Raw genomic sequence first — 25,121 nt, forward strand, 5'->3', positions numbered from 1 at the left:
CATAAAAGGTTTGAGACTAGCTTGGGCGAGTCATCGACATTGGATCAAGTGCTTCATCCAGCTGAGCTTCGGTGATCTCACCGCGTTCAACGTAGCCTAGTGCGATGGTGGCTTCACGAACGGTGATCTTTTGGGCAACCGAGTGCTTGGCGATTTCTGCGGCAGCTTCGTACCCGATGATTTTGTTCAGCGGGGTCACAATCGAAGGGGAAGCACCCGCCAGGAATGCGGCGCGTTCGACGTTGGCTTCTAGACCGTTGATCATCTTGTCTGCCATCACCCGGGAGGAGTTGGCCAGCAGTCGGATGGATTCCAACAGGTTGGAGGCCATGACCGGGATACCGACGTTGAGCTCGAAGGCACCGTTGGTTGAAGACAGCGACACGGTGGTGTCGTTACCAATGACCTGGGCGCACACCATAGAGACGGCTTCAACGATGACAGGGTTGACCTTACCTGGCATGATCGAAGACCCTGGTTGCAGATCTGGGATGAACAGTTCGCCCAGACCGGTGTTTGGTCCCGAACCCATCCAGCGCAGGTCGTTGTTGATCTTCAGCAGGGAGTAGGCAATGTTGCGCAGCTGGCCGGAGGCCTCGACCAGGCCGTCGCGGTTGGCCTGGGCTTCGAAGTGGTCGCGTGCTTCGGTGATCGGCAGGCCAGTTTCCTCGGCCAGGACCTCGATGACACGCTCGGAGAAGCCCAACGGAGTGTTGATGCCAGTACCCACGGCGGTCCCGCCCAGTGGGACTTCTGCGACACGTGGCAGGGAGGAATCGATGCGTTCAATGCCGTAGCGAACCTGAGCGGCATAGCCACCGAATTCCTGGCCCATGGTGACCGGGGTGGCGTCCATGAGGTGGGTACGACCAGCTTTGACAACGTGGGCGAATTCTTCGGCCTTGCGCTCAAGTGATTCGGCCAGGTATGCCAGGGCTGGTTTGAGGTTATTGATCAGCGCATTGGTTACCGCAACGTGGACCGAAGTTGGGAACACATCGTTGGAGGACTGTGAGGCGTTGACGTGGTCATTCGGGTGCACCGTGGTGTCCGAACCGGCAGCTTCCAACGCTCGGTTTGCCAGGTTGGCAATGACCTCGTTGGTGTTCATATTCGAAGAGGTCCCCGAACCGGTCTGGAAGACGTCGATAGGGAACTGGTCATCGTGGTTACCAGCAATAATCTCATCAGCAGCGTTGGTGATGGCTTTTGCTTGTTCATCGGTGATGACGCCCAGCTCGTTGTTCGCAACGGCACAGGCTTTTTTGACCATGCCCAGTGCGTGGATGTGCGTGGGTTCCAGACCCTGACCTGAAATCGGGAAGTTTTCTACTGCTCGTTGGGTTTGGGCCGAATACAGTGCATTGAGCGGCACTTGGACTTCACCCATGGTGTCGTGTTCGATACGGAATTGCTGATCATTAGACTTCGTTGTCATAATCCTCATCCTAGGTGGGGGAATGCCCCCGGGGTTATTGATGTTCGGCTTGAGCGCAAGCCACGAGGTCAGGGATTTACCGGACCTAAAATATCACCGATTTTCACGGAGCCATCGGACAGCGAATATGTTACTCCCATAACAGCGGTGCGGCCCTCTTTGACGGCTTGTGCGACCGCATAGGAAGTATCCACAACCCGGTGAACGGTTTGGTCCGTGTGTTCCTCCACGGTGCCATTGACATCGGTGACGCCCTTGGACCGTGCTGCCATCACTGATGGCATGATGCGTTCCACAAGGGAACGCATAAAACTTTTTGGCATGACCGCGGTTTGCACGGCCTCGACCGCAGCGGTAACGGCACCGCAGTTGTCGTGTCCCAGAATGATGATCAAGGGAACATCGATTTCTTCAATTGCGAACTGTAGTGAGCCCAGGACAGCATCGTCGATGACCTGGCCAGCAGTACGAATAACAAAAACGTCGCCCAGCCCGACGTCAAAAATAATCTCCGCGGCAAGGCGTGAGTCAGAACAGCCAAAGATGACCGCGTGCGGGCTTTGTGAGTTCTCCAGTGACGCGCGCCATCCGGCATCCTGGTGCGGATGGTCAACCGTCCCATCCACGAACCGTCGGTTGCCGGCTTTGAGTTGTTCCCACGCTTGTTGGGGTGTCAGCGTTGTTGGCACGGGGCTCCTTCGGTTGAGCACACACTGGGGTAGTGCGCGGTGTCGGTGGTGCTTTTAGCGGTACTGGTTAATCAGTTCAGCGGCCAGTTGATGCAGAGTTTCTTCTTCCATCGAACCGGAGATGATCAGTGTCATCGTATCCGTTGGTTCGATTGAATCAGCCGGACGGTCATCGTTGGTTGCTGCGGGTTGATCGAACTCAGCGACCAAATAGATGTGCTCATCGCGTCCAATCCAGCGCTCGACATCGTGGTTGGCAATGGTCACCATCGTGGAATCCCCGGCGGGCTTGATCTTGTCCCGGACCCAGCCATCGGTTGCATTCGCGGTCTGGGAAACCCCGAAGAATTCCTCGTCTTCGGTCAAAAATCCGACGTTCCAGGCCGGTACCTCGTCCAGAGCACCTGAATTCCAGCGTGCATAATTGGCACGCCAAATGTCGGGTGCATTGATCGTGACCGGGGTAAAGGCCGCCACATTAGCAACTTCCGATTGGGCCGCAGCGACATCCACGCCCGGATCAAATTCGTTATTGGACTGTGGATTCAACGCCATAAACGCGAGCACAATCGCCAAGGTCGCCAAGACCGAATACGTCATGGCCTTGGCAGTTTGGCTCATCCGCTCGCTCTGCGACTTGGTCAGTTTTGGCTTTGGTGCCGGTTCGTCGGGTCGAGGCTCAACCTCGGTGGTGTCGAGGCGGTCGTGATTGGTAGTGATGTTTTTTCCTTTGCAACAACACAAGAACTTAAAACTCTACGTCCCTATTGTGCCACCAAACCTGGCTGAGGTGACATTCAGATAGACTAGGAACGAAATTTTTTCTCTGACCCACCAAGTTTTTGGGAGTACGTACATGACGAATAAAGCTTCGGCCCAGCAAATGGAAGGTGCCGGTACTCAAGACCGCAACCTGGCTATGGAACTGGTCCGAGTGACCGAAGCTGCGGCAATTGCTGCTTCTGAGTGGGTTGGCTTTGGTGAAAAGAACATTGCCGACGGCGCCGCCGTCGACGCAATGCGCGCATTCCTGCACACCGTGCACATGGACGGCACCGTAGTCATCGGTGAAGGCGAAAAAGACCAAGCCCCAATGCTGTACAACGGTGAACGCGTTGGTGACGGCCTGGGCCCGAAGGTCGATGTGGCCGTGGACCCGATCGATGGCACCACCCTGACGGCGATGGGCTACAACAACGCCCTGTCCGTGATGGCGGTGGCCGAACGTGGTTCGATGTATGACGCTTCCAATGTGTTCTACATGGAAAAAATGGTGGTCGGTCCAGAAGCTGCCGATCTGGTTGACCTGCGTCTGCCCGTCAAACAAAACCTGTTGCTGCTCTCCAAAGCCCTGGATAAGAAAGTCTCCCAGCTCAATGTGTGCGTGCTGGACCGTCCACGCCACGAAGGTCTGGTCAAAGAAATCCGCGAGGCTGGCGCGCGTGTGAAATTCATTATGGACGGCGATGTTGCCGGCGGTATTGCTGCAGCACGCCACAACACCGACGTCGATATTCTGCTGGGGACCGGTGGTACTCCAGAAGGCATCATTACGGCGTGTGCCATCAAGGCCACCGGCGGGATGATCCAGGGTCGTCTCGCCCCGGTCGATGATGAAGAACGTCAGAAAGCACTCGACGCCGGACACGACTTGGACGCCATTTTGACTACCAATGATCTGGTATCCACTGAAAACTGCTACTTCGCTGCGACCGGCATTACCGATGGTGACCTGTTGCGCGGTACCCGATACTTCTCAAATCGGATTGAGACCCAGTCGATCGTGATGCGCGGTCAGACCGGGACGGTGCGGACCATTGAGGCCGAGCACCGTCCTGCGAAATGGAAGAAAGAGAACTAAAACGTTCTATGCCGCGGTTGCCGACGATTCGTCGTTGGTAACCGCGGTTTTTCCTTCCCGTTTTGGTGCCAGTTCATCTTCAAGCACCCGGTCTGTGGCTTCTGATTCCACTGGTTGTTCAACTGTGGTTTCGGTGTAACGATTCGTCACCAGCATCCAGGCAGCTGCTGCCACGACGAATGCTAGGACAGGCACGATGGCCCAGATTAGCGAAGTGCCACGAAAGACCACTGCCAGCAAGGCTGGAACGATGGTCATCAATGCGGGTGGTAGCTCAACCGAAACATCCGTGAACTTTGGCCCGGTGACTAATGCGACGATCATGATGAGCACACCGCCGGCCAGAAAGTACCACAGCTGGGGAATCGGAGCGAAACCCAAGGCCATCACACAGATGGCAGAAATCGTGGCGACAAGTGCGGCACGAAGTGTTGTTGGACTCAGCCCAGAGTCAAAAATGTTGTGCAATGATTCCCCTATTTTGTTATGAAACGGCTGTTAACTCTTAGGTTAACTGGTAGGGAAATCCAGTCAAGCGTGTCGCGATGATCTTCATCGCCGGCTGGCCATGAAGCTGCTCACACCCACCGCTCTATTCCGCTGACTTTGGGTCTTTTGAGGAAACATGCGCCTCGAGGCCATCCAGAATGATCTCAAGCCCAAACCGGTAGACGGCCTCGTGACTGGTGATGGACTGGTAATGATTGCCCACGGCAGATCCGACACGACTCGAGATGGGAAACCGTCCAGCAGGCATGACTTCTTCTAGTACCGGCGCGTTATTGTTCCACCACTCCACATCTGAGATACCGGAACTTGCGATGAGCTTGCTGGCCAGGATGCCATTGGAAGCGCTGGCCGCTGTATGCGATTCGATCAGAGCCACCGCGTGATCCATGCTGATGTCGTCCAAGCCCGCGTCCTCGAGAGCTTCGAGCTCCCACTCATATCGTGCTGAAATATTCGGCCCGATCCATGGTCTGTGACTTTGTGCTGCAAGCAGCCACGGGTAGCGATGATATTCATCCCATAGCAGCTGCGAGATCGTTCGCAATCGATCCCGCAGTGAACCCTGAAGCTGTGGTAACCCGGTGCGCCCGATGACTTCATCAACCATCAGCGCGATGAGTTCTGAGCGCCCCGGAACATAGGTGTAGAGCGACATGACTGACATGCCGAGACGATCGGCAACCTTGCGCATCGAAAACTGCTCCAAGTCCTCGTGGTTGGCAGTCTCGATGGCCGCGGCAATGATTTCATCCAGACTGCGCTTTTTCCGTGGACCGCGCGCACCTTTCTGCGTCCCGAGTTCATGGCGCCACAGCAGATGTAGTACGCGATCAGTCTCAGGGGGCTGGGGGTGCGAGCGGTCATCAGAAGTCATGCGATCACTCTACTTGGTTCTGAAGCTCCCAATCCTCTTGGCAAACAACTTCGTACGGTGTACACTTAACGAATTTCCACATTAACTTCGTACACTGTAATAAGTTCTGGAGGGTTGCTATGCGACCTGAATATCAAGCCGACGACTTCGCGATTCGGGCTCGGTCGATAGGTAAGCAATACGGCACTGTACAAGCTCTGGAGGATTTCAGTCTCGACGTTGTCTCCGGGAATATCCATGGCCTACTGGGCCCAAATGGGGCCGGTAAATCTACGGCCGTCAACGTGCTCACCACGCTGGTAAGACCAGATAGCGGTACCGCCGAGGTCGCTGGCATCGACGTCCGTCACGGAGTTGAGGTACGCCGTCGAATTGGACTCATAGGCCAGGACGCGGCAGTCGATGAAATTCTTGGCGGGCGTCAGAACCTTGTCATGTTTGGCCGGCTCTTTGGGCTATCGAAGCAGGCTGCGATCGACCGGGCCGAGGAATTACTCGACCATTTCGGTCTTGTAGAGCATGCACATCGGCCAGTTGGCGCGTACTCGGGTGGGATGCGCCGCCGACTGGATATTGCCGCTGGGCTCATTCTGGATCCCCAGGTGTTATTCCTCGATGAGCCCACCACAGGATTGGATCCTCGCGGGCGAACCGACGTCTGGCAGCTCATTACCGAGATTGCCGAGCGGGGCACCACCGTGCTGCTGACGACCCAGTACTTGGAGGAGGCTGACCAGCTGGCCGATCGCATTTCGATTATGAAGGCCGGCACGGTGATTGCCCAGGGCACTCCGGCAGAACTCAAGACGCAGCGCGGGGGCGATCGTGTCGAAGTGAACCTTCCCCAATCGGTTACCCGGGAGCAGCTGTCAGCATTGTTCACCACCGACCAGGGTCCAACCCCTGAGATTGATCATGATGCACACACGGTGACTTTTGAAGCACCCCACGGGTCTGCGGACCTGATTGCAGCGGTCCGACGTCTTGATGCCGCCGGGATCATCCCGGATGATTTGACCCTGCGTCGTCCAACCCTCAACGAGGTATTTCTGACACTCACGGAACAGGAGACAGCATGAATAGCATCAGAGCCGGGTGGATTTTGACCCTGCGAGACCTAGCACACTGGGTGAGACAACCGTGGATTCCGATTTTCAATCTGCTATTCACGATCATGTTGCTGCTGATGTTCGCGCTGATTTTCGGCGGTTCAATTCAGCTGCCCGGCGGAGGAGACTACATTGCTTTTCTCTTGCCTGGCATGATGGCGCTGGCCATGATGTTCGGTGTGGAGTCCACCATGATGGCCATGGCCTCAGATGCCAAGAAAGGTATCACCGATCGATTTCGGTCGATGCCCATTGGCGATGCCTCAGTAGCCACGGGCCGCGTGGGTGCCGATATGACGACGTCGGGCGTTGAGCTAGTGATTCTGATCCTGGGTGGTCTCGCGTTGGGATGGCGCATTGATGCCACACCGCTGAGTATCCTCGGGGCCGTGATCCTCTTGTTGTGGCTGCGGTTTGCGGTGTTATGGATCGGTGTATTTCTGGGACTGACCCTTGGCCGAAACGATGGTGCTACCGTTGCCGTGCAGGTGCTGGTCTGGCCCGTTGGATTTTTGTCCAACGTTTTCGTCGCCCCAGAATTTATGCCATCCTGGCTCGGGGCGATTGCCGAGGTCAATCCGATTTCGGCAACAGCAACGGCGGCACGTGACCTCTTTGGCAACCCGACCGGGGTCACCGATGGCATATTGGCCGATCACGCCGTGGTGATGGCCATGGCATGGCCGGCCGTGTTGGTGGCGATTTTCCTGCCGTTATCGGCTCGGACATACCGTAGACTGCGCCGCTAAACCGGCTAATTTCTGTGCTGGGTTACGGCCAATCGGTTAGGGCCGGCTGGCGACAAAGATGGTGACGTCGTCGTCCTGGGCACTGAGATCCAAGCTGTGGACATCGCCAGGGATATAAATTCCAGATCCTGGTGACACTACGGCTTGATCCCGCCCTGAAGTCAGCATGCCGGTGCCGCTGGTGCCAACGGCAATGCGCGGAGTTGTGGCGGTCACCGTGAGGCTGGAACCTGCCGGCAGATCATAGCGGGTCAGTGCGAAGTCTTCCACCGGGGGAGTAAACCGGGTGACCAATACATCGTCGATGGTGCGCACGCTGGGGGTGATGATGGGGGGAGCACCGGGGGTAAAATCTACGACTTTGCCCAGTTCAGCCACGTCCACGTGTTTGACGGTGAGGCCACCGCGGATGACATTATCGGAGGTCGCCATGACCTCCAGTCCCAGACCGGCAACATAGGCGTGAATGGTCCCCGAGGGGATGAACAGTGCCTCACCGGGGGCCAGGGTGATCAGATTCATTAACAGAGCCACCAGGGCGCCGGGATCATTCGGGTGAATGGTGGCGGCTTCAAGCGCATTGACCAAGTACTGGTCTTCGGTCCCGCTGCGCTGGACTGCGTCAAAGATCTCGGCGGTGAAGCCATCGGGTTGCCAGAATGGCCCGTCAGGATTCACGAGTTGACCAAATACGGCCATGAGCTCACCGGCACGCAAGCGCTTGGCCATGGCTATCAGCAGGCTGGTCAGCTCGGCGTCGTCGACCATCTGGGCAATCTGGTCAAAGGTTTCGGCTGCGAAGTCTGGATCGCGGAAGCCGGTCATCGCGGTGAAGTCACTCAGGGCGACGAGCATTTCTGGTTTATGGTTGGCGTCCCGGTAGGTGCGTCGTGGATCGGACAGTTCAATTCCGGCGGCGTTTTCAGCGGCGAATCCGGCTTCGGCGTGTTCAATGGTTGGGTGCGCCTGAATCGACAGGGGCTGGGCTGCGGCCAAGAGTTTGACCAGGTAGGGCAGATCCACCAGTTGTGCCAGAGCAGTGCCGTCCGCAAGCAGCGTGGGTGTGGTCGGGTGGGTACCGAACCACATTTCGGCCTGCGGGGTATCCGAGGCGGGCGCTGCTGTGAGTTCGGACAGCAGGGTTGTGGAGCCCCAGGCGTAATCCTTGATGGGAGCCGTGAGCGGGTAGAGCGCGTGTTGAACACCGGACGGGTGAAAAGTGGTCAAATGTTTGGCCTTTCTTCTCTGTGATGATCTTAGCCCGGATTACACTGGTGGTTAGTTTCTGCGGCGTGCGTCAGCAAGTTGGTTTGTCCGGTATCTTCGGCCCACTGCAGGTATTCTTTGGTAATTTCGCTGCCGTCAGGCTGTGTTGGCACCGGTTCCCAGTCGGCGGTGGGGTCGTTATTGGTTGCCTCGAGCAGATACAGTCCCAGCGTTGGTTGCATGATGTGCGCACCGGAGGGTGGGGTACCGTCGGCAGCCAGCATCTCGTGCACGCGAGCGTGGACTTCATCGAAGTCGGGGTAGGTCGAAAATTGTTCGCCTTGATCTCCGAAGTCCGGTGCCCCGATGGTCAGCCGTTCCATATCGTGGCGCTGTGATTTGGCACCGAGGTTCAAGAAGCTGCCCACCTGGGACTGTGGGATTGAGGTTTCGACCATCTGCTCCCCGGCGCTGAGAATTGACTCAAAGCGGGTCAGCAGGGTTGGCACATCGAATTGCGACAGCATGGCTTGTTGAACGCACTGCTGGCGTCGAATACGCGAATAGTCAGAAGACCATTTGCGTGACCGGGCAAAGCCGAGCGCGTCGTCGCCACCAAATGTGTGGGTGCCGGGTTCCCACCAGGCGTTGCCCCACTGCCCATCGGGGCGCACCCCGCGGTAGGGGGTCCAACCACCGGTGGTCACGGTGACTCCACCCATCGCATCGATCAGTTCACTAAACCCGGCCATGTCGATCATCACGTAGCCGGTGACATCCAAATCGAGAATGCCCGATACGGCATCCATCATTGCTTCGGCACCGGGGTCCTGCGCGTTGGGGTACAAGTCGGCGTAGTTGTTCGTGACGTCGGTGTACAAGGCGTTGATAATGCAGTTATCCCCGCAGCTATAGCCTTCGGGGTAGACACCCCACAGGGGGGAATCCGAGGCGAATGGCGCGTTCTGGAAATTTCGCGGAATCGAGAATAAGAAGATTTTGCCGGTATCGGCGTTAATTGAGGCCATCGAGATCGAATCGGGGCGCAGCCCCTCGCGGCCTTCGCCGGCGTCGGCGCCCATGATCAAGACGTTGTAGCGGCCATCAGATTCTTCCACGGCCGGCCCGGACCCAAAGATTGATCCCAACGACGACGTCGAGGCATTGAGCAAAAAGGCCCCGTATGCCGTGAGACCCGAGGTCAGCAGGGTGGCGGCAACCAGCAGGGCGGCCACCAGTGTGCGAGCACCGGATTTCAGTTTGACGAATTGGATGATGCGTGCGGTATCCAACCACAGGATGAACCATCCAACGGCAAGGGCCGCCAGGTAGAAGATCCCGATGGATTGGATGAACGGGTTGAAGGCCAGCGACAGGGTGAAGTCCCGGGCAAAGACCAGCCCGAGGATGGTCAGGACAATCAGCGTCCAGTTGATAACGGTGACGGCGAGTCCGATGCGCCCTAACCGGTGATTCCCGGTCACGGACTGTGCACCGCCGGGGACCAATGTGGTCAGGGCAACCAGCAGCAGTCCGCGGGTCGTGCGCTGACCGAAGGTGCCGTGCCCGGCGTTTTTGAGCGGGTCTTTACCGGCACCACCGTATTCGAGCTGGCGGAGTCGCTGGTTGAGTTCTAAGCGAATCTGCCGCTCGGATGTGCTGCGCGTAGTCGAAGAGTTCGTCACTGCTGCTCGATTGGTGTTTAGGGGAAGGGAATCGGAAACCGAATCAGCCAGTCTAGCGGGTCTGGGGCGAGTCGAGTTGAGCCTTCAGATTCGCACCCTTAGCTTGTGCTTGGGCATTGAGGTCGGCGGCAAAGGATTTCAGCTGGTCACGCAGCCGTTGTGCGTCGTCGTCGGTATTTGCGGCCAAGATTTTCACCGCGAGCAATCCGGCGTTGCGGGCACCGTTGATCGACACGGTGGCCACGGGCACACCGGCGGGCATTTGGACGATCGACAGCAAGGAATCCAGACCATCAAGTGCTTTGAGTTTGACGGGCACGCCGATCACGGGCAGTTCGGTGGTCGAAGCGAGCATACCGGGAAGATGTGCGGCACCGCCGGCGCCGGCGATAATCACCGATAGGCCGCGTTCGGCAGCCGTGGAGCCGTATTCGATCATTTCGTGGGGCATGCGGTGTGCCGAAACGACTCGCACCTCGTGAGCGATGCCAAATTCATCCAGGGCTTCGGAGGCCGCTTGCATGACGGGCCAGTCAGAGTCCGAGCCCATGACCACGCCCACGCGCACAGTGTTTTGCGATGCTGTCATGGAAAACTCCTTAGTAATCGGTTGTGCCGTGCCGAATAATTTCTGCCGCATCGATCGCTGCCGCAAGAGCCGCGTCGAGGTCGCCGTCGGTGGCCAAGACATTGACGTGTCCAATTTTACGACCGGGTCGCACGGATTTGCCGTAGGCGTGGATTTTGGCAGCCGGATACTTGGCCATGGCCAAGCCAAATGCGCCGTAGAGGTCGTGGTTGTCGGCACCCAAGTAATTTTTCATGACCGTGTACTTTACGATCGGATCGGTGGCACCCAGCGGCAGGCCGAGCACGGCGCGCAGGTGTTGTTCAAACTGGCTGGTGACAGCGCCGTCTTGGGTCCAGTGCCCGGTGTTGTGCGGGCGCATGGCCAGTTCATTAATCATGAATCCCGGGGCAATATCCGGGGTGTGGAACAGCTCAACGGCCAGCATGCCGGTGACACCCACGCCATTGGCGATGGTTTCGGCTGCCTGGCGTGCCGCATTGGCGGTCGTGTCGTCCAATTCCGGGGCCGGAGCTTTGACAATGTCGGCCACACCGTCGGTCTGGATGGTTTCCACCACCGGGTAGGTTTTGGTTTCACCGGTGGTGGACCGGGCAATCTGCGCAGACAGTTCAGAGCGGAAATCGACCTTGGCTTCGACTAGCAGCGCGGCGTGGTCGCCGTTGAACCAGACATTGGCGGCACGAGCGTCTTCGGCTGAATCCAGCACCCACACACCCTTGCCGTCATAGCCGCCGCGTGGGGTCTTCAACACGACCGGCCAGCCAATCTCATCCCCAGCAGTGAGCAGTTCATCCAGGGTGGTGACGGCGCGCCAGTCGGGCTGTGGCAGCCCAAGTTCGGCCATCTTGCGGCGCATGGCCAACTTGTCCTGGGCATAGACCAGCGCATCCGGGCCCGGAGCGAGTTTCACCCCGGCGTCTTGGAGGCGGTGTAAGTGCTGAGTGGGCACGTGTTCGTGGTCAAATGTGACGACGTCGACGGTGGCAGCAAATGCTGCCAGCGTGTCGTAATCGGTGTAATCACCGACCGTATACGTCGCGGCCGTGGTGGCTGATACGTCGTCAGCCTCGGCCAGCACATGGAGTTTAATACCAAGATTGATCGCGACCGGAGCCATCATCCGGGCTAACTGGCCGCCGCCTACTACACCTACAGTTGGAAAAGTCACCCTTCTACAGTAGCTTGGATTTTTCGCGCCCGTGACTGCTGGGTGGCTCACGACACGAAGCCCACCTGACGTGCGGCGCTTGTGCCTGCCCTCCACAACGACCGTTGAGGTTGAAGCATTCTTTCAGTCGTACAGGCTAGAGTGTCTACGATAAAAACACGCCCGCTATGAAAGGACCGATGTTGCGGAACATCACAGATCGCATCGTCGCGCTCGTCAAATTGCTGTGGCGTGAAGTCGCGAAATTCGGCGTCGTTGGTGGCATTGGCTTTTTCATCGACACCGGGATTTTTTTGTGGCTCATTACCGGCCCGATGGAAGATTCCGCCGTTAAAGCCAAGATCGTGGCCACCGCGGTGGCCACCGCGTTTTCCTGGGTTGCTAACCGGTACTGGACTTTCCGGAATCGGCGCCAGTCCAATGCGGTGCGTGAGCTCGTGTTGTTTTTGGTTATGAACGGCATCGGGGCTGGCATTCAGGCGGGCTTTGTGTTCATCGCCAAATACTTCCTGGGGATCAGTTCGGCCGGGGGCATGGTGCTGTTTGGCAACGTGATCGGGCTGGCCTTCGCCACAATTTTTCGGTTCATCTCTTACCGGCTGTGGGTCTTTACCGAAGCCGTTGAAGCCGATCCGGCAACCGTACACGACAGCGACATTCTCACCGGCGCGATCCCGAGTGTCGAAGCCGCAACAGATTCCGAGACTGACGAGGAACCTCGCGAACAAACCGGTACCTAACCTGCCGGTGCGCTAACGCTGCACGGGCGCTCCGAGGCGCTCGGTTTCTATGATGCGCTGCAGCTGATCCATCACCGCGTCGTCCACCAGTACGACCGGCGTGCTGCGTCGCCAGGCATCAACCATGACTGACCACAGTGCCGGGCTCAGCCGAGTATCCGTGGCGCGGATAATCACCCCTGCAGCATGCGTCTGAACTTCAGTCGGGGCCGGGGCGTCAACCAGCGCATTGCCGATCACGTCGGCAACCGGCAGCAGGGCTTGATCGGCGTGGGACAGGACCTCGTCGTCGAGATTGATCAACGCGGGATCAACCTCTTCGCGGTGTGTGACGAAGATCTCGCCGGGGGTGGTTTCGTAATCTTCGGGGCGATCCGTGAGCACTCCAGCGGCGTCGTCGGCGTCATTGCTGCAGGTCACATCACACCAGGCAACCCCGAGTGTCAGCACAACCGATCGCCAGGTGACTGGGACATCAACCACCATGGCATCCGGTGAGGCGATACCGTAGGAGTCGATCAGGTGGGTCGTTTTGGTTGCCCAGTTGATAGCGACTCGACCGGAAAGCTCGGTGCGGCCTTCGGCCGTGTAGTGGATGATGGCGGGTTGCGGTGAGGCCGCCAGGTGTCCGATCAGATCGGCGCCGGGCTGTAGGGGGTCGGTCGGGGAAAACGAGCGCAGGGAAATCATGATGTCCTTTATGACGACGATGGTGCTCTCTAGGCTACGAACTCCGGGCGCTAGGGTGCATATCATGACGACGTGCAGGTGAACCGGGGCCAAATAATGTCTGTGAAATTCCTGGCAGGACCGGGATTGCGTCAGCTGTGGGCTTGACTAAAGTTGAGTTACACCGGTGTAATTAGGACCAGTAGATTTGACCATTCACACCACAACGACCAGCACAAATAAAACGTAACCCATGCTGTAGGGCAGCTAAGCTATGCCCTGGTGGTAGTGCGCGAAAGGAACCAATGGACAATGCACAACGGGCGGAGCGTGCCCGCGTTGAGAGCCCATCCGTCACTCGTAATGGCCGAGATGTTCCTGTCGACTGGTTCGTGGATCCTGTCGATCCCAGCGCCGGTCAAGACCTGACACCACTGGATGAACGAGCCACCGCATATCTTGCGGCCCATGATGCCATCACCGAAATTGTCTCGGAGGAGACCTCCGATGCCACGGTGACCGCATTGCATCCCGGCCCCCCCGCGCCGTTTGAAGTTGAAACCGTTGACCTGTGGCAGACGCTGCCCGGTTTTGGTGACACCGCCGACGACGGCCAGCTGGCCTGGCAGGCCGATGCACTGTGCGCCCAGACCGACCCGGAAGCATTCTTCCCGGAAAAGGGCGGTTCGACCCGCGATGCGAAAAAAGTGTGCGGTGCGTGCCCGGTCAAACAGCAGTGCCTGGAGTATGCGTTATCCAATGATGAACGCTTCGGTATCTGGGGCGGCATGTCGGAACGTGAACGCCGTCGTTTAAGGAAGAAGTCTTCGTAACTCTTGGCTAAATACCACGTCACCGGGATATTCCTCTTAGAAGATCCCGCAAACGCTACCACCGAAGTTTTCACCTCGGCCCTGCTCGGGTCGGTTGGTTTAGATACCGCGGTGGTGGTCACCGGCTCCACCGTGGAGCCCGCGGTGTTAGAGAACCTCAACAGGCTCATGGACGCCGCCGGGGTGGCCCACCACCACATCGTGTACAACCCGGAAACCTCCCTGTCCGAGCAACTGGCAGAGGTGTTGGAAACCTCCCAAGCCGATGCCCAACGCGCCGGCGTCCAATCGTGGTTGTGGTTTCTTACCGAAAACACCGTGGTATCCGAAGATGCCCTGGCCAAACAACTGCAGGCCGTAGAAATCTCGCCGTCGGTTACGATCGCCGGGGCGAAGCAGCTGGTGGACCGCCAGTTGATCGACGTCGGACTGACCGTTGCCCACAACGGTGACGTGTTGTCGATGATCGAACCCGGTGAACTCGACCAGGGCCAATACGACCACCGCACAGATACGTTTGCCGTCTCACTGCCCGCGATGCTGGTGCGCACCGACGTCTTCGAGGCCCTGGATGGTTTCGACCCGCACACCCCACACTCCGTGCAAGCCGTTGATTTGTGTTGGCGTGCCCGACTGGCCGGCCACCGCGTGGCGGTGGTGCCCGCAGCCGAGGTCCAACACGAGGACCAGCCCGAGACCCAAAGCATTGCCGACCGGTGGGCGGCGGCCCGCTGGCTGCGCCTCAAGCACGCCGGTGTGCTGGCCATGATCGGCGGCTGGCTGTGGGGGATTCTGGCAGCAATCTACCGGATCGCCGTCGGGCTATTGGTGAAAGACCCGGCCACCGGATTCGCCCAAGCCTCCGGCATTTTCCGCACCCTGGGGCGCGTGGCTCCACTGCTGGCATCCCGAAGCGACGCCAAAGCAACCCGTACACGACCCTTCGACGCTGTCGATGAACTGCGCCCCTCACGAGCTCGAGTGCGCGACTACCGACGCTCCGTATTGGAAATCTCTGAACCTGACCGTGTGATCGGCGACGGTACGGGTGTCTCCGCCGCACCCCAAGAGGCGACCGGCGGCCACGACGATTTTGACGAACTGGCCACCCCCGATCGCAGCTGGGTCGGGACCGGGGCTGTCACCCTGACCATCGTATTGGGTGCCGTTGCACTGTTGGGGCTTCGCCACCTGCTGGGCGTTCCTGCGCTAGCCGGCGGGAACTTGCTACCGGTGACCGGCGACCTGGGAGTGCTGGTAGCCAAAGCCGCCAGCGGCTGGAGCCTCACCGGTGCTGGCGCACCCGGCTACGACGGCCCCTTCGGTTGGCTGCTGACGTTGTTTGGGTTGTCCACAAACGCCTCGAGCGTCACCGTGTGGCTGTGGATCTTGGCTTTGCCACTGGCAGCACTGGGCGCCTGGACGCTAGCCGGCGCTGTCACCTCTGGCCGCTATATTCGTTTTGCCGCAGGCCTGATCTGGGCCGGCGCCCCCGCCTTTTTGACCGCACTGTCCGAAGGCCGCCTCGGCGGCGTCGTCGCCCACTTGGTGCTGCCCTGGTTCGTGCTGGCCCTACTCAAAGCCATTGGATATCAACCCGATGACATCAAACTGTTGCGTGCCATGCGTGACGACGCTAAACCGCGTCCGGTCCGGTTGGGCCGCAAACTGCGCGACGGCACCGCAACCACCTCGCTAACCGCCGCCGCCTGGGTTGCGATCCTGCTGACGGTAATCACCGCGGTTGCCCCGGTCATGTTCATTCCGCTGACCCTGGGCATCATCGCGATTTTTGTTGTGCTGCGGCCGACCATCAAAACCCTGTGGTGGACCCCGCTGCTGGCGCTAACCTCGCTGCTGCCGGCCATCGTGACCCACCGGTTGGATCTGCGCGCCATCTTCGCCGACCCCGGTGCACCCGCCGGATACGATCCGGCCCCAACCTGGCAACTCCTGCTGGGCCTGCCGCACCATACCGCGCTGGACGCCGGGCTGGCTGAGCTGCCGTGGCTCGACGCCCTGAGCCCCACCTTGCCCTGGACGGGTATTGCGGTGGGCATTCTTGCCGTGCCCCTGTTGCTCATAGCGCTTATCGGGGTGACTGCGCCGGGCCGCGGTGGAGGACTTGCCCGCACGGCGGCACTGACCGCCGTCGTCGGACTGGCAGTGGGCACGCTGAGCGCGGGCATGATTTTCGCGATTGATCAAACCGGTGTCCCCGTCGCGCTGTCCACCATTCCGGCGGTCTCCCTGACCTGGATGGGCCTGTTGGTGGCGGCCATCATTGGCGTCAACTACCTGACCGTTGCCAAATCCCAGCGGTACACCACGGCCCAGAACATTCGCCTGCGCGCCGGCTGGCCCGCCCGCACCGCAACCACGATCCTTGTGCTGACCGGCATGATCGCCGCCGGCCTGTGGCTGACCCCGCGCGTGGTCCCCGGCGAAACCCTGGCCCAGGCGCGGGCCGAAGCCCAAGACCAGCGCGGTGTTGCCGCCGCTGAAGCCGCAACCGATGAGCAAGTCGACACCACCGCCGCCGGGCACGACCACGTCACCGGAACGCCAACCGTTACCGGCGTCGTGCAACGCTCCCTGCCCGCCACCGCGGTGGATGCGGCCCTATCGGAGCTGCAAACCCGCACGCTGGTGATCACCCGGACCACCGAGGGCATCCGCACCCACCTGATCTCGGGTGAAGGCACCATGCTGGATGACATGACCGGCACCTGGACCACCCGTTCGGTCACCGGGGGACTGTTCGCCCCGCAAGCCGCGGGTGCCGACGACGCCGATAATGCGCTGCGCACCGGGGCCGCACAACTGACCTCGGGTGCTGACACTGACCCGCGCCCGATCCTAGATGCACTGGGCGCCGGCTATGTGGTGCTGACTGACCCATCGGGAACCGAAACCACCCTGGCCGCCGGCATTGACGCCGCACCCGGACTTGCCGCAGTGGGACATTCCCAGGCCGGCTGGCTGTGGCGCGTTGTGCCCGACGACGTCTCAGGTGACGAGGCACTGGGTGTCGATGTGCTCACCGCCGACGGCGCTACCGCGCCGCGCGGTACGGCCACCGCCCGGGCTCGGATCGTGGAAGATGACCGGACCGTGGCGATTGCGGCCTCGAATCCTAACGGCTCCATTGACGTTGAGCTGCCCGATGGACCCGAGGGGCGCACCCTGGTGGTCGCCGAGCGCGCCAACCCCGGATTCCGGGCCTATGTGGACGGTCAAGAACTCACCGCAACCACCACGGAACCCGACTGGGTCCAAGCCTTTGAACTGCCCGCCTCCGGTGGCAACCTGACCATGGAATACGCGCCCACCGCCGGCAAATGGCTGTGGCTGATCCCGGGCATCGTGGGCATTGTGGCCCTGCTGCTGGGCATCCCCACGCCAGCGCGTCGTCGACCCAGGGAGGGTGCATGACCAACGAGCACAATACACCGGCCCCAAAACCCGCCGTTGAACCCCCCGAACCGGCACCCGATACCGGCTCGACCGACCGGGCGCGTCGTCGCGAAGCTGCCCTGCGTCGGCTGGAACGCACCAGCTTATCCAAGCGCACCGCCGCCGTCCTGGGCCTGGGCACCGCCGCCGCAGTTTCGGCAATCACCGTGGCCGGCAGCCTGTGGTCACCCACCCCGCCCGCCATGGATACCGCCGCTCGCGCCGCCGAGCTACCCGCCACCCCGGTGGTCGGTGTGTGCCCAGGGGCCCCTGCGCTGCCCGAAGGTGCCGGCTCCAATGAAGACCTCGACTTTTCACCGCTGTCCTCGGATGCGGCCACCGCACTGACGGTCACCGCCGGCTCCGATTTGGCCGGCAACATCCCGGGCATCTCCTACTTCGCGGCCACCCCCGGCACCGACGGCCCCGGCTCCGCCCAAGACATCACCGAGCCCCTGGACGAAGAGCTGCAACAGGGCCCACCGGCCACCGCAGCCACCGATGGCACTGTGCGACAACTAGCCCACTACGATGCGATCACCGATCCATCCCAGGATGGCCAACCCGTTGCCTTGGCCGTAGAGCCCGTGGGCGGCAACCCCGGACTCGCCGCCGCCACCGCACAATATGCTGCAACCGACGGCGACCTGGCCGGCATGACCACCGGCGCCTGCACCCCGGCAGCCCACCAACACTGGCTCACCGGGGCGATCACCACCACCGGCACCACCGCAGTATTGTCCATCACCAACCCCTCGGCCACCAACTCGACCGTGGATCTGGCCGTCTTCGGCGACGCAGGACGCATTGAGGCATCGGGTGCCTCGGGCATCGTCTTGGCCCCGGGCCAGACCACCTCTATGCTGGTCGCTGGTCTTGCCCCGCGCCAAGAATCCGTGGCCATTGAAGTCTCCACCTCCGGCGGCCCGGTCGCCGCGAGCATCCAGCAGCACCGCCTCGACGGCATCGTCCCGGCCGGCGTCGACACTCTGCAACCGGCCGCGACCGGCACCAATGTCGTCGTCCCCGGCATTGTCATTGACGACGACGCCGCTGCCATCTCCGAGGGCTCCGGACTCGACGGCCAAACCCCGCAGTTACATATCGCCTCAACCGGTGCCGCCGCCTCGGCCACCATTAGCCTGCGCGGCCCCGATGGTCCGGTGGATATCCCAGCCGAAGCCTCGGCCGTGGAATTGGCCCCCGGCGCCACCACGACCGTGGATCTGACCGGGGTCGAACCCGGCACCTATGCGGTCGCCATTGAATCGGATGCCAATATTCTGGCCTCGGCCACCTCGCTGGCCTTCAACCCGGCAGCAGATAATGACGACGCCACCGGCAACACCGCCGCAGTCGACACCGCCTACCAGTCGGCCACCCGACCCATCCGCGGGGAAACCATGGTCGCGCTGCCAGCACTGGGTAGCCCAGCATCGCAGCTGGTCTTGTCCTCGGACGCCGATGCCACGGTGAATGTCACCCCGATCAACGCCGACGGAGACGTGGGCGAAACCCGTGAGCAAGAAATTGCGGCGAACTCCGCGGTAACCGTCACCGATGACGCCGCCACCGCATACCTGATAGAAACCGGTTCCAGTTCCGTGCATGCCGGTGTGGTCACCACTTCGGACGCCGGCATCTCCGCGATGCCCGTCAACACCGTAACCGCCACCGGTTCCGGGCTGCCGGTACGCCTGGGATACTAAACCACCACAGGCAATCTCACGCGCAACCGCGTGCCCTAGAATTCTGGATCCACCTCGGACACCGTCTTGCCCGTCAGTGCCGCCCACTCTGTGATCAACAGTTCATAGAGTCGCTCGGGCAACAGCCCGTCCTCGGGGTATTTCAGCTCAATGAATTTGCGGTGCAGCGTTAGCGCGACCTGGCCAGATGCCCCAATCCCACCGGTGATCAACGGGGCCGAGTCGTCCTTGCGCCACCAGTCCATATCGGCCGGGGCGGTCACATACTGGATAACGGCAACCTCACCCACCCGGTCCAAAAACCACCGGTGCGCAATGCCTAAGGCATGCTCAAACCGGTCCGTCGGCAGCGGTCGCCGCCCATGCCGATCACGCGAAAAGAATCTAGCCACACCCCAAGACTAACAACCGCCAGGACAACCCGTAGGATAGACTGAACCGCTGTGGGAACTCAACGACTTTGCACCAAAACCGCTTGCTCAAATTCAGCTGCAGCAACGCTGACCTTTAACTATGCTGATTCGACCGTCGTGTTGGGTCCCATGTCACAGCGTGCCGAACCGCACGCCCATGACCTGTGTGCCAAACACGCTCACCAATTTACCGCTCCGGTGGGCTGGGAATTTCTGCAACTGACCGAAAACTTGACTGACGACGACGATCTGCTCGCCGTGGCCAATGCCGTGTCTGCACCCGAAAGCCCAGAAGCCCCCGCCGAGGCCAGCTCCGGGACCATCCAGCCGGTCGACCGCTCCGTGGCACCAACACGACCTAGTCCGCTACCCGAACAACACGTCGGTTTGCGCCTGATCCGCCCCGAGTAAATTCAGCCGAATTATGTGACGCCCCGTTGCACCGCAACTGGTGGTTACACAACGAGGCAGTAGTGTTAACTGCCATGACTCCTCCGCCCGCCGTTGACCCGGCTTTTTCGAATAAATCGACCGTCCCAGGCGCCGACTTCGACTTCGCGATTCGCGACATTTCTTTGCACGAAGTTGGACGCCATCAGATCCGCCTTGCCGAACATGAAATGCCAGGCCTGATGGCACTGCGTGAACAGTACGGGGACTCCCAGCCCCTGAAGGGCGCACGCATTGCCGGTTCGTTGCACATGACCGTCCAAACCGCCGTGCTCATCGAAACGCTGGCACACTTGGGCGCCGAGATTCGCTGGGCCTCGTGCAATATTTTCTCCACCCAGGACGAAGCCGCCGCCGCGATCGTCGTGGGCGACGGCACCGCCGAAAAACCAACTGGTGTACCCGTCTTCGCCTGGAAGAATGAAACCCTTGAGCAGTACTGGTGGGCCGCCGAACAGATCTTCCTGTGGCCAGGTGCCAAAGAGGACCCAACGCTTGGCGCGAATATGATTCTCGACGACGGCGGCGACGCCACCCTGTTAGTTCACAAGGGTGCTGAATTTGAAGGCGTGGGCATGGTCCCTGCGACCAGCGAAGACGACGCCGAAGAATATAAGGTCATTCTGGCAACCCTGCGCAAGTCACTGGAAACCGACAACCAGCGCTGGACCCGCATTGCTAAGAACCTGCGTGGGGTCACTGAAGAAACCACCACCGGCGTGCTACGTCTGAACCAGATGTTTGAAAACGGCGAACTGTTATTCCCAGCCATCAACGTCAACGACGCGGTCACCAAATCGAAGTTCGATAACAAATACGGTATCCGCCACTCGCTGCCCGATGGCATCATGCGCGGTACAGACGTACTGCTGGGCGGTAAGACCGCCGTCGTCGCCGGCTATGGTGACGTCGGTAAAGGTGCTGCCGATGCATTCCGTGGCCAGGGTGCCCGCGTTATTGTCACAGAAATTGACCCAATCATCGCCCTGCAGGCCGCTATGGATGGTTACCAGGTAGCTCGTCTTGAGGACGTCGTAGCGACCGCAGATATCTTCATCACCACCACCGGTGGTCGTGACATCATCATGGCCGAGCACATGCTGGCCATGAAAGATAAGGCCATCGTTGGCAACGTTGGTCACTTCGACAATGAGATCGATATGGCCGGTCTGGCACAGATTCCTGGTGTCGAGAAGGTTGAGATCAAACCTCAGGTTCATGAGTGGGTCTTCGATAAGGGTGCTGAAAACGAGCGCTCGATCATTGTGCTGTCCGAAGGTCGTCTGTTGAACCTTGGGAACGCCACGGGCCACCCATCGTTTGTCATGTCTGCGTCGTTTACTAACCAGGTGATGGCTCAGATTGAGCTGTTCAATGCTGAAGGTGGCGCTGGCTCAATTACTGGCAAGACCTACGAGATCGGTGTGCATGTGTTGCCCAAGCTACTTGATGAGCAGGTTGCCCGCTTGCACTTGGATTCGTTGGGTGTTCGCTTGACCGAGCTGAACAAAACTCAGGCTGAATACTTGGGTGTAGATGTGGCTGGACCATATAAGCCGGAGCACTACCGCTACTAGGTTTCGTTTGATCGTACTGCCACAGGTATCCATGAGATAGCTGTGGCAGTACGTGTTTAATCTACGTGTTCCAGTAGGCGTTGCGGAGTAATGGTTGGGCCGGATCAATCCATCGGGCCGGTTGGAAGAAGGTGAGCCCATTGTGCTTTCGAATAATCCACCGGCCTTGGTGCAGTGCATCATGATGGAATGGACATAAGGCGATGCCGTTGTCTTCGTCCGTTGGCCCACCGTTTGCCCAAGCCTTAATGTGGTGGATGTCGCAATATACTCCTGGGACTGGGCAGCCGGGCGCCTGACATCCTTTATCTCGGGCCAGGATGGCACGTCGTTGAGCTGTGGTGTGTAGCCGTTGGGCTCGCTTCTGTTGTAAGACTTGGTCGGGTCCATTCCAGATTTGTCCGGTGATCGTTGCGTTGCACAACAGGCTCTCCACATCATCCGGATGGATGGGACCAATGTTCACCGCTTCAGACTGATAGGGCGTCCACGGGATAGGCTCATCATCCGCAGTAGGATCCGGTGGAACGTGTTGGCTGTACTGATACGGATTATCCAGACACTCTGGTTCGTCTGGATCATCTGGGTTGGGACGTTTGATCACCGGCGGAAGATAGCCGTCGGGACCAGAGGGTCTTCGAGCTGCTTTGGGAATCGAACCGAAGCCAAGGGTATGGTAGGCCGTTTCAATATCCTGGACCACCATGAGTTGAGCGGAAATGCCATGGGCCTTCTTTCCACCAAATTCGGTTGGATCCATGCTCAACAGGGTTAGCATATGGCTCAATAGGATACTGCCCATCTTTTGCCCAGTGGTCAGTTTCTCAATCAGATTCATGTCTCTGGCAGTAAGCGGTGTGCCATCAGCTGACTCAGCGACGACTTGTGCTGGATCAGGGGAGGTGTCCCAGGTGGTCATCGAACCAAGCCAAGCACTCGGGATCGTGAGCTTTTGATCGTCTTCGTCAGCGTCGCTCTCTGATGGGACCGCATCAGGTCCTAGCTGCGAAGATTCGCTGGACTTTGGGTGTGACGACTCTTCGGCCTCCGGGTGGGTGTCGTCCGAGGCCGTGGTCACATCATTATCTGTGGCTGTGTCGTCCGTATCCGTCGTGAGAAAATCCAGCAGTGTCAGAGCTTCGTCTGAGATGAGCACTGGAGACCCCGCAAAATCTAATTGCTGGAGCATCCAATTCTTGAAGCTGGCACTGACCGCAGGAGTGGCGTGCATGGAGAAAATAGCACTGCCATCCGCTTGATCTCGATATTTCAGAGCATTGTCTGCTTCTTTGGCGAATGCTCTGGATGGTGACGGCCCGTCAGGACAGATCCAGTGCACCATTTCTTCTAGCCAGCGTTTCTTGACCTTCGATAATTCATCAGGCGTCGTTGATGCTGCGGTCTCAACCATCACGGGTTCAAAGACTTCTAACACTTGGTCTTTGCGCTCTAACGGCTGCTTTGTTCTCTGCGAATACTTGATCAGTTCCTCATCAAAATCGATCAGTTTATCAGCATTGTCTACGGGGAGATCACCGGATGCCAGGGACTCGGCAAGCTTTTCGAATGCAGGTTTGGCATCTGGTGCTTCGGGGTGCAGCCCAGGACGGTGGGCGAAGTACTTGCCCCGCTTGATAATTTTTCGTGCCTCATGACGAGAAATTCGCATCGTGCTAGTCAAATAATCCGCGACATCACGAAAGTCATTCGTCTTGCGTGGCGTGCCGAGATAGCGCCGTTGATCGGACATGGATGCTTCGAGATAGCGTGAATACTGCGTCATTGCGCTGGCATGGAACCTGGAGAGCTGGCAGAGCATATTGCCCAGGGCTGGCAGGGAATCGCAATAATTCTCTGGTTCAATCGGCGCAGCAACCTCTTCGTCGAGATTGCGTTCAGATGGTTCAGCTTTCTCTGCCGTAGCTGTGGTGGTGCCATTAGCAGATGGGCTGGCAGTAGGCACTGATGCACCGTGGAATCCCGACCAATCACTGCCAGCAGCATCACTGTAGGTTGGGATTTCGTTGTACGTCGCTGGGTCAGCCATACGCTGCGAAGCAACCTGCATGAGCACGGTGGCTGCGTGCATGAACTCGCCAAGAGAAGCATCGTCAAACTCATCTAGATTCAACAGACGGGTGGACACGGGTGAACCCAAATCGGGAAGGATCTTTGGGATATCCATAACCGTGTCCTTTCACTACCAGAAGTTCGAAGATTCGCAGTTGCTGTGTGATCGAGGAGAAGAAGTTATTAGCCCTATTTTATCGCGTTGGACTCCAAGAAACAAGGAAAATGATGTTCTTTTATGAAGTTTTTGAAAATTTTAAGTCGATTTTTACGTGTATGTATCACATCCTATTGGTTCATGATGAGCGTGTTTGGATTACTGTGGATCAAGAGCATTTACTCTGAAAGTTATCCACAATGCTGGCGACACGGTTGCATCCATCGGATTGATGGTTGGCACGAGTGCTGGGACATAAAAAATCCCCGGGCCGAATCATGGTGGCCCGGGGACTGCGTGCAGGAGCGTGCGGTGTTAGTTACGTAAGTATTGTTGATCGCGCTCGCGGCGTTCACGACGCTGCTGCAAGACTGCATGATCGCGATTGCGCCGTTCTGCCATGACCCCGATGAGAAAGATCAACGGGTCGACACCAGCTGGGGGACCAGGCGTGACATAGTGCCGCATCTGCTCGGTCAGTGTCGCTGCCATCGAGGCAAGGGCAGCCGGGTTCATGGTGGAGACATTACGGATCAACGCATTGGCTTGGCCTGCCAATCCGGTCGGGATGCGGCCAACATCGGCGACCTGTGCCCATTGCTGCATCGCAGCCGGCAGGCCAGGCAGTTCTGTAGCTGGTCGAGGTACACGGGCCATAATGACAAAGGTGCCGGCCATCATGTCTCCGAGGCGTTTGGACTGACGATTAAATAGCGACGCGATGATCGCCACGGAACCGCCCGTCATCCACAGTTCAAAGACCCCGGTGAGACACCGAATAAAGGCGTGGCGCCACCGGATGGTCCCGCCGTCGTCACGCACAACCCGCAAGCCAAAGATCAACTTGCCGATCGAACGTCCCCTCGACAGGCCCTCCACCAACAGCGGGATGAGAAACATCAGCGTAATGGCCGCCAGAATCATCACGGCCTGGCTTGCGGCGATATCCATGGCGTAGATCGAGGTGTACCGCCCTAACCCGATGAGCATGAAAATCCAGGCCACGGTGTAGATGATCGCATCAATGAATGCGGCACCCAAGCGCGGCATAAAGTTTGCGGCGCGCAGGTTGAGCACAACGGCTTCGCCGGTAATGGTGTATTTATGCACGTACGGCCCAACTTTCATAGCGTTTCGGTTCTGAGTTTAGTCTTCATGTGGGTTTG

General features: G+C 59.1%; 22 protein-coding genes. 9 read left to right on the forward strand and 13 right to left on the reverse strand.

Annotated features, from left to right (window positions below; all coding sequences use genetic code 11):
• Positions 1-16: 16 nt before the first annotated feature.
• From A6F49_RS09850 to A6F49_RS09860, 3 genes are all read right to left on the reverse strand, one after another.
• Positions 17-1,438 (reverse strand): class II fumarate hydratase, encoded by a 1,422-nt coding sequence (locus tag A6F49_RS09850; protein ID WP_043057434.1) that lies wholly within the window; start codon positions 1,436-1,438, stop codon positions 17-19.
• 68 nt (positions 1,439-1,506) lie between these two features.
• On the reverse strand, positions 1,507-2,127 hold the full coding sequence (locus tag A6F49_RS09855) for a carbonic anhydrase (RefSeq protein WP_043057433.1): 621 nt from the start codon (positions 2,125-2,127) through the stop codon (positions 1,507-1,509).
• Between the two features lie 54 nt (positions 2,128-2,181).
• The gene (locus tag A6F49_RS09860; RefSeq protein ID WP_150119452.1) at positions 2,182-2,748 is read right to left on the reverse strand and encodes a DUF4245 family protein; all 567 of its coding nucleotides are present in this window, start codon (positions 2,746-2,748) and stop codon (positions 2,182-2,184) included.
• A 235-nt stretch (positions 2,749-2,983) separates the two neighbouring features.
• On the opposite strand from A6F49_RS09860, the gene glpX reads away from it, so the two are divergent.
• Positions 2,984-3,988 carry a class II fructose-bisphosphatase gene (gene glpX, locus A6F49_RS09865; protein ID WP_043057432.1) on the forward strand — a complete coding sequence of 335 codons (1,005 nt, stop codon included), beginning with the start codon at positions 2,984-2,986 and terminating at the stop codon, positions 3,986-3,988.
• A gap of 6 nt (positions 3,989-3,994) precedes the next feature.
• On the opposite strand, the gene A6F49_RS09870 is transcribed toward glpX, so the two are convergent.
• Positions 3,995-4,456, reverse strand: a complete 462-nt coding sequence (locus A6F49_RS09870) for a hypothetical protein (RefSeq protein ID WP_043057431.1) — start codon at positions 4,454-4,456, stop codon at positions 3,995-3,997.
• Between the two features lie 124 nt (positions 4,457-4,580).
• Positions 4,581-5,372, reverse strand: a complete 792-nt coding sequence (locus A6F49_RS09875; protein ID WP_043057430.1) for a TetR/AcrR family transcriptional regulator — start codon at positions 5,370-5,372, stop codon at positions 4,581-4,583.
• Between the two features lie 119 nt (positions 5,373-5,491).
• Here A6F49_RS09875 and A6F49_RS09880 point away from each other — a divergent pair, with 119 nt between their 5' ends.
• Both A6F49_RS09880 and A6F49_RS09885 read left to right on the forward strand, forming a co-directional pair.
• The gene (locus A6F49_RS09880; protein WP_043057429.1) at positions 5,492-6,451 is read left to right on the forward strand and encodes a daunorubicin resistance protein DrrA family ABC transporter ATP-binding protein; all 960 of its coding nucleotides are present in this window, start codon (positions 5,492-5,494) and stop codon (positions 6,449-6,451) included.
• A complete protein-coding gene (locus A6F49_RS09885; protein WP_052504777.1) occupies positions 6,448-7,230 on the forward strand; it encodes an ABC transporter permease in 783 nt (260 codons plus the stop codon). The genes A6F49_RS09880 and A6F49_RS09885 overlap by 4 nt, the downstream gene beginning before the upstream one ends.
• A gap of 36 nt (positions 7,231-7,266) precedes the next feature.
• Here A6F49_RS09885 and manA read toward each other — a convergent pair whose 3' ends face one another.
• From manA to A6F49_RS09905, 4 genes are read right to left on the reverse strand one after another with little or no spacing between them, the layout of a single operon-like run.
• Complete coding sequence (manA, locus tag A6F49_RS09890) at positions 7,267-8,457, reverse strand: mannose-6-phosphate isomerase, class I (RefSeq protein WP_043057427.1); 1,191 nt, start codon at positions 8,455-8,457, stop codon at positions 7,267-7,269.
• Between the two features lie 29 nt (positions 8,458-8,486).
• Positions 8,487-10,121, reverse strand: coding sequence for an LCP family protein (locus A6F49_RS09895; protein WP_235604959.1), 1,635 nt, complete (start codon positions 10,119-10,121; stop codon positions 8,487-8,489).
• A 52-nt stretch (positions 10,122-10,173) separates the two neighbouring features.
• Entirely contained in the window at positions 10,174-10,710 is a 537-nt protein-coding gene (gene purE / locus A6F49_RS09900; RefSeq protein WP_043057426.1) for a 5-(carboxyamino)imidazole ribonucleotide mutase, read from the reverse strand.
• Between the two features lie 10 nt (positions 10,711-10,720).
• A complete protein-coding gene (locus A6F49_RS09905; RefSeq protein ID WP_082911719.1) occupies positions 10,721-11,881 on the reverse strand; it encodes a 5-(carboxyamino)imidazole ribonucleotide synthase in 1,161 nt (386 codons plus the stop codon).
• A 179-nt stretch (positions 11,882-12,060) separates the two neighbouring features.
• On the opposite strand from A6F49_RS09905, the gene A6F49_RS09910 reads away from it, so the two are divergent.
• The gene (locus tag A6F49_RS09910) at positions 12,061-12,621 is read left to right on the forward strand and encodes a GtrA family protein (RefSeq protein WP_043057424.1); all 561 of its coding nucleotides are present in this window, start codon (positions 12,061-12,063) and stop codon (positions 12,619-12,621) included.
• Positions 12,622-12,633: 12 nt separating this feature from the next.
• Here A6F49_RS09910 and A6F49_RS09915 read toward each other — a convergent pair whose 3' ends face one another.
• Positions 12,634-13,311, reverse strand: a complete 678-nt coding sequence (locus A6F49_RS09915) for a hypothetical protein (protein WP_052504776.1) — start codon at positions 13,309-13,311, stop codon at positions 12,634-12,636.
• Between the two features lie 284 nt (positions 13,312-13,595).
• Between A6F49_RS09915 and A6F49_RS09920 the strand changes: the two genes are divergently transcribed.
• From A6F49_RS09920 to A6F49_RS09930, 3 genes are read left to right on the forward strand one after another with little or no spacing between them, the layout of a single operon-like run.
• Positions 13,596-14,123, forward strand: coding sequence for a WhiB family transcriptional regulator (locus A6F49_RS09920; RefSeq protein ID WP_067605744.1), 528 nt, complete (start codon positions 13,596-13,598; stop codon positions 14,121-14,123).
• Between the two features lie 3 nt (positions 14,124-14,126).
• Entirely contained in the window at positions 14,127-17,558 is a 3,432-nt protein-coding gene (locus tag A6F49_RS09925; RefSeq protein WP_043057423.1) for a glycosyltransferase, read from the forward strand.
• Complete coding sequence (locus tag A6F49_RS09930; RefSeq protein WP_067605747.1) at positions 17,555-19,288, forward strand: DUF5719 family protein; 1,734 nt, start codon at positions 17,555-17,557, stop codon at positions 19,286-19,288. Before A6F49_RS09925 ends, A6F49_RS09930 begins: the two co-directional genes overlap by 4 nt.
• A gap of 35 nt (positions 19,289-19,323) precedes the next feature.
• Here the strand turns inward: A6F49_RS09930 and A6F49_RS09935 are convergent, their stop codons facing one another.
• Positions 19,324-19,680: a hypothetical protein gene (locus A6F49_RS09935; protein WP_150119453.1), complete on the reverse strand. Its 357-nt coding sequence runs from the start codon at positions 19,678-19,680 to the stop codon at positions 19,324-19,326.
• 51 nt (positions 19,681-19,731) lie between these two features.
• Between A6F49_RS09935 and A6F49_RS09940 the strand changes: the two genes are divergently transcribed.
• Positions 19,732-20,112, forward strand: a complete 381-nt coding sequence (locus tag A6F49_RS09940) for a DUF3499 family protein (protein ID WP_043056763.1) — start codon at positions 19,732-19,734, stop codon at positions 20,110-20,112.
• Positions 20,113-20,186: 74 nt separating this feature from the next.
• A complete protein-coding gene (ahcY, locus tag A6F49_RS09945) occupies positions 20,187-21,728 on the forward strand; it encodes an adenosylhomocysteinase (RefSeq protein WP_082911720.1) in 1,542 nt (513 codons plus the stop codon).
• 61 nt (positions 21,729-21,789) lie between these two features.
• Here the strand turns inward: ahcY and A6F49_RS09950 are convergent, their stop codons facing one another.
• Together A6F49_RS09950 and A6F49_RS09960 are read right to left on the reverse strand one after the other, a co-directional pair.
• On the reverse strand, positions 21,790-23,913 hold the full coding sequence (locus A6F49_RS09950) for an HNH endonuclease signature motif containing protein (RefSeq protein WP_043056764.1): 2,124 nt from the start codon (positions 23,911-23,913) through the stop codon (positions 21,790-21,792).
• Between the two features lie 357 nt (positions 23,914-24,270).
• Entirely contained in the window at positions 24,271-25,083 is an 813-nt protein-coding gene (locus tag A6F49_RS09960; protein ID WP_043056766.1) for an RDD family protein, read from the reverse strand.
• Positions 25,084-25,121 lie beyond the last annotated feature (38 nt).

The organism is Enteractinococcus helveticum, assembly GCF_001657475.1.
Lineage (GTDB): Bacteria > Actinomycetota > Actinomycetes > Actinomycetales > Micrococcaceae > Yaniella > Yaniella helvetica.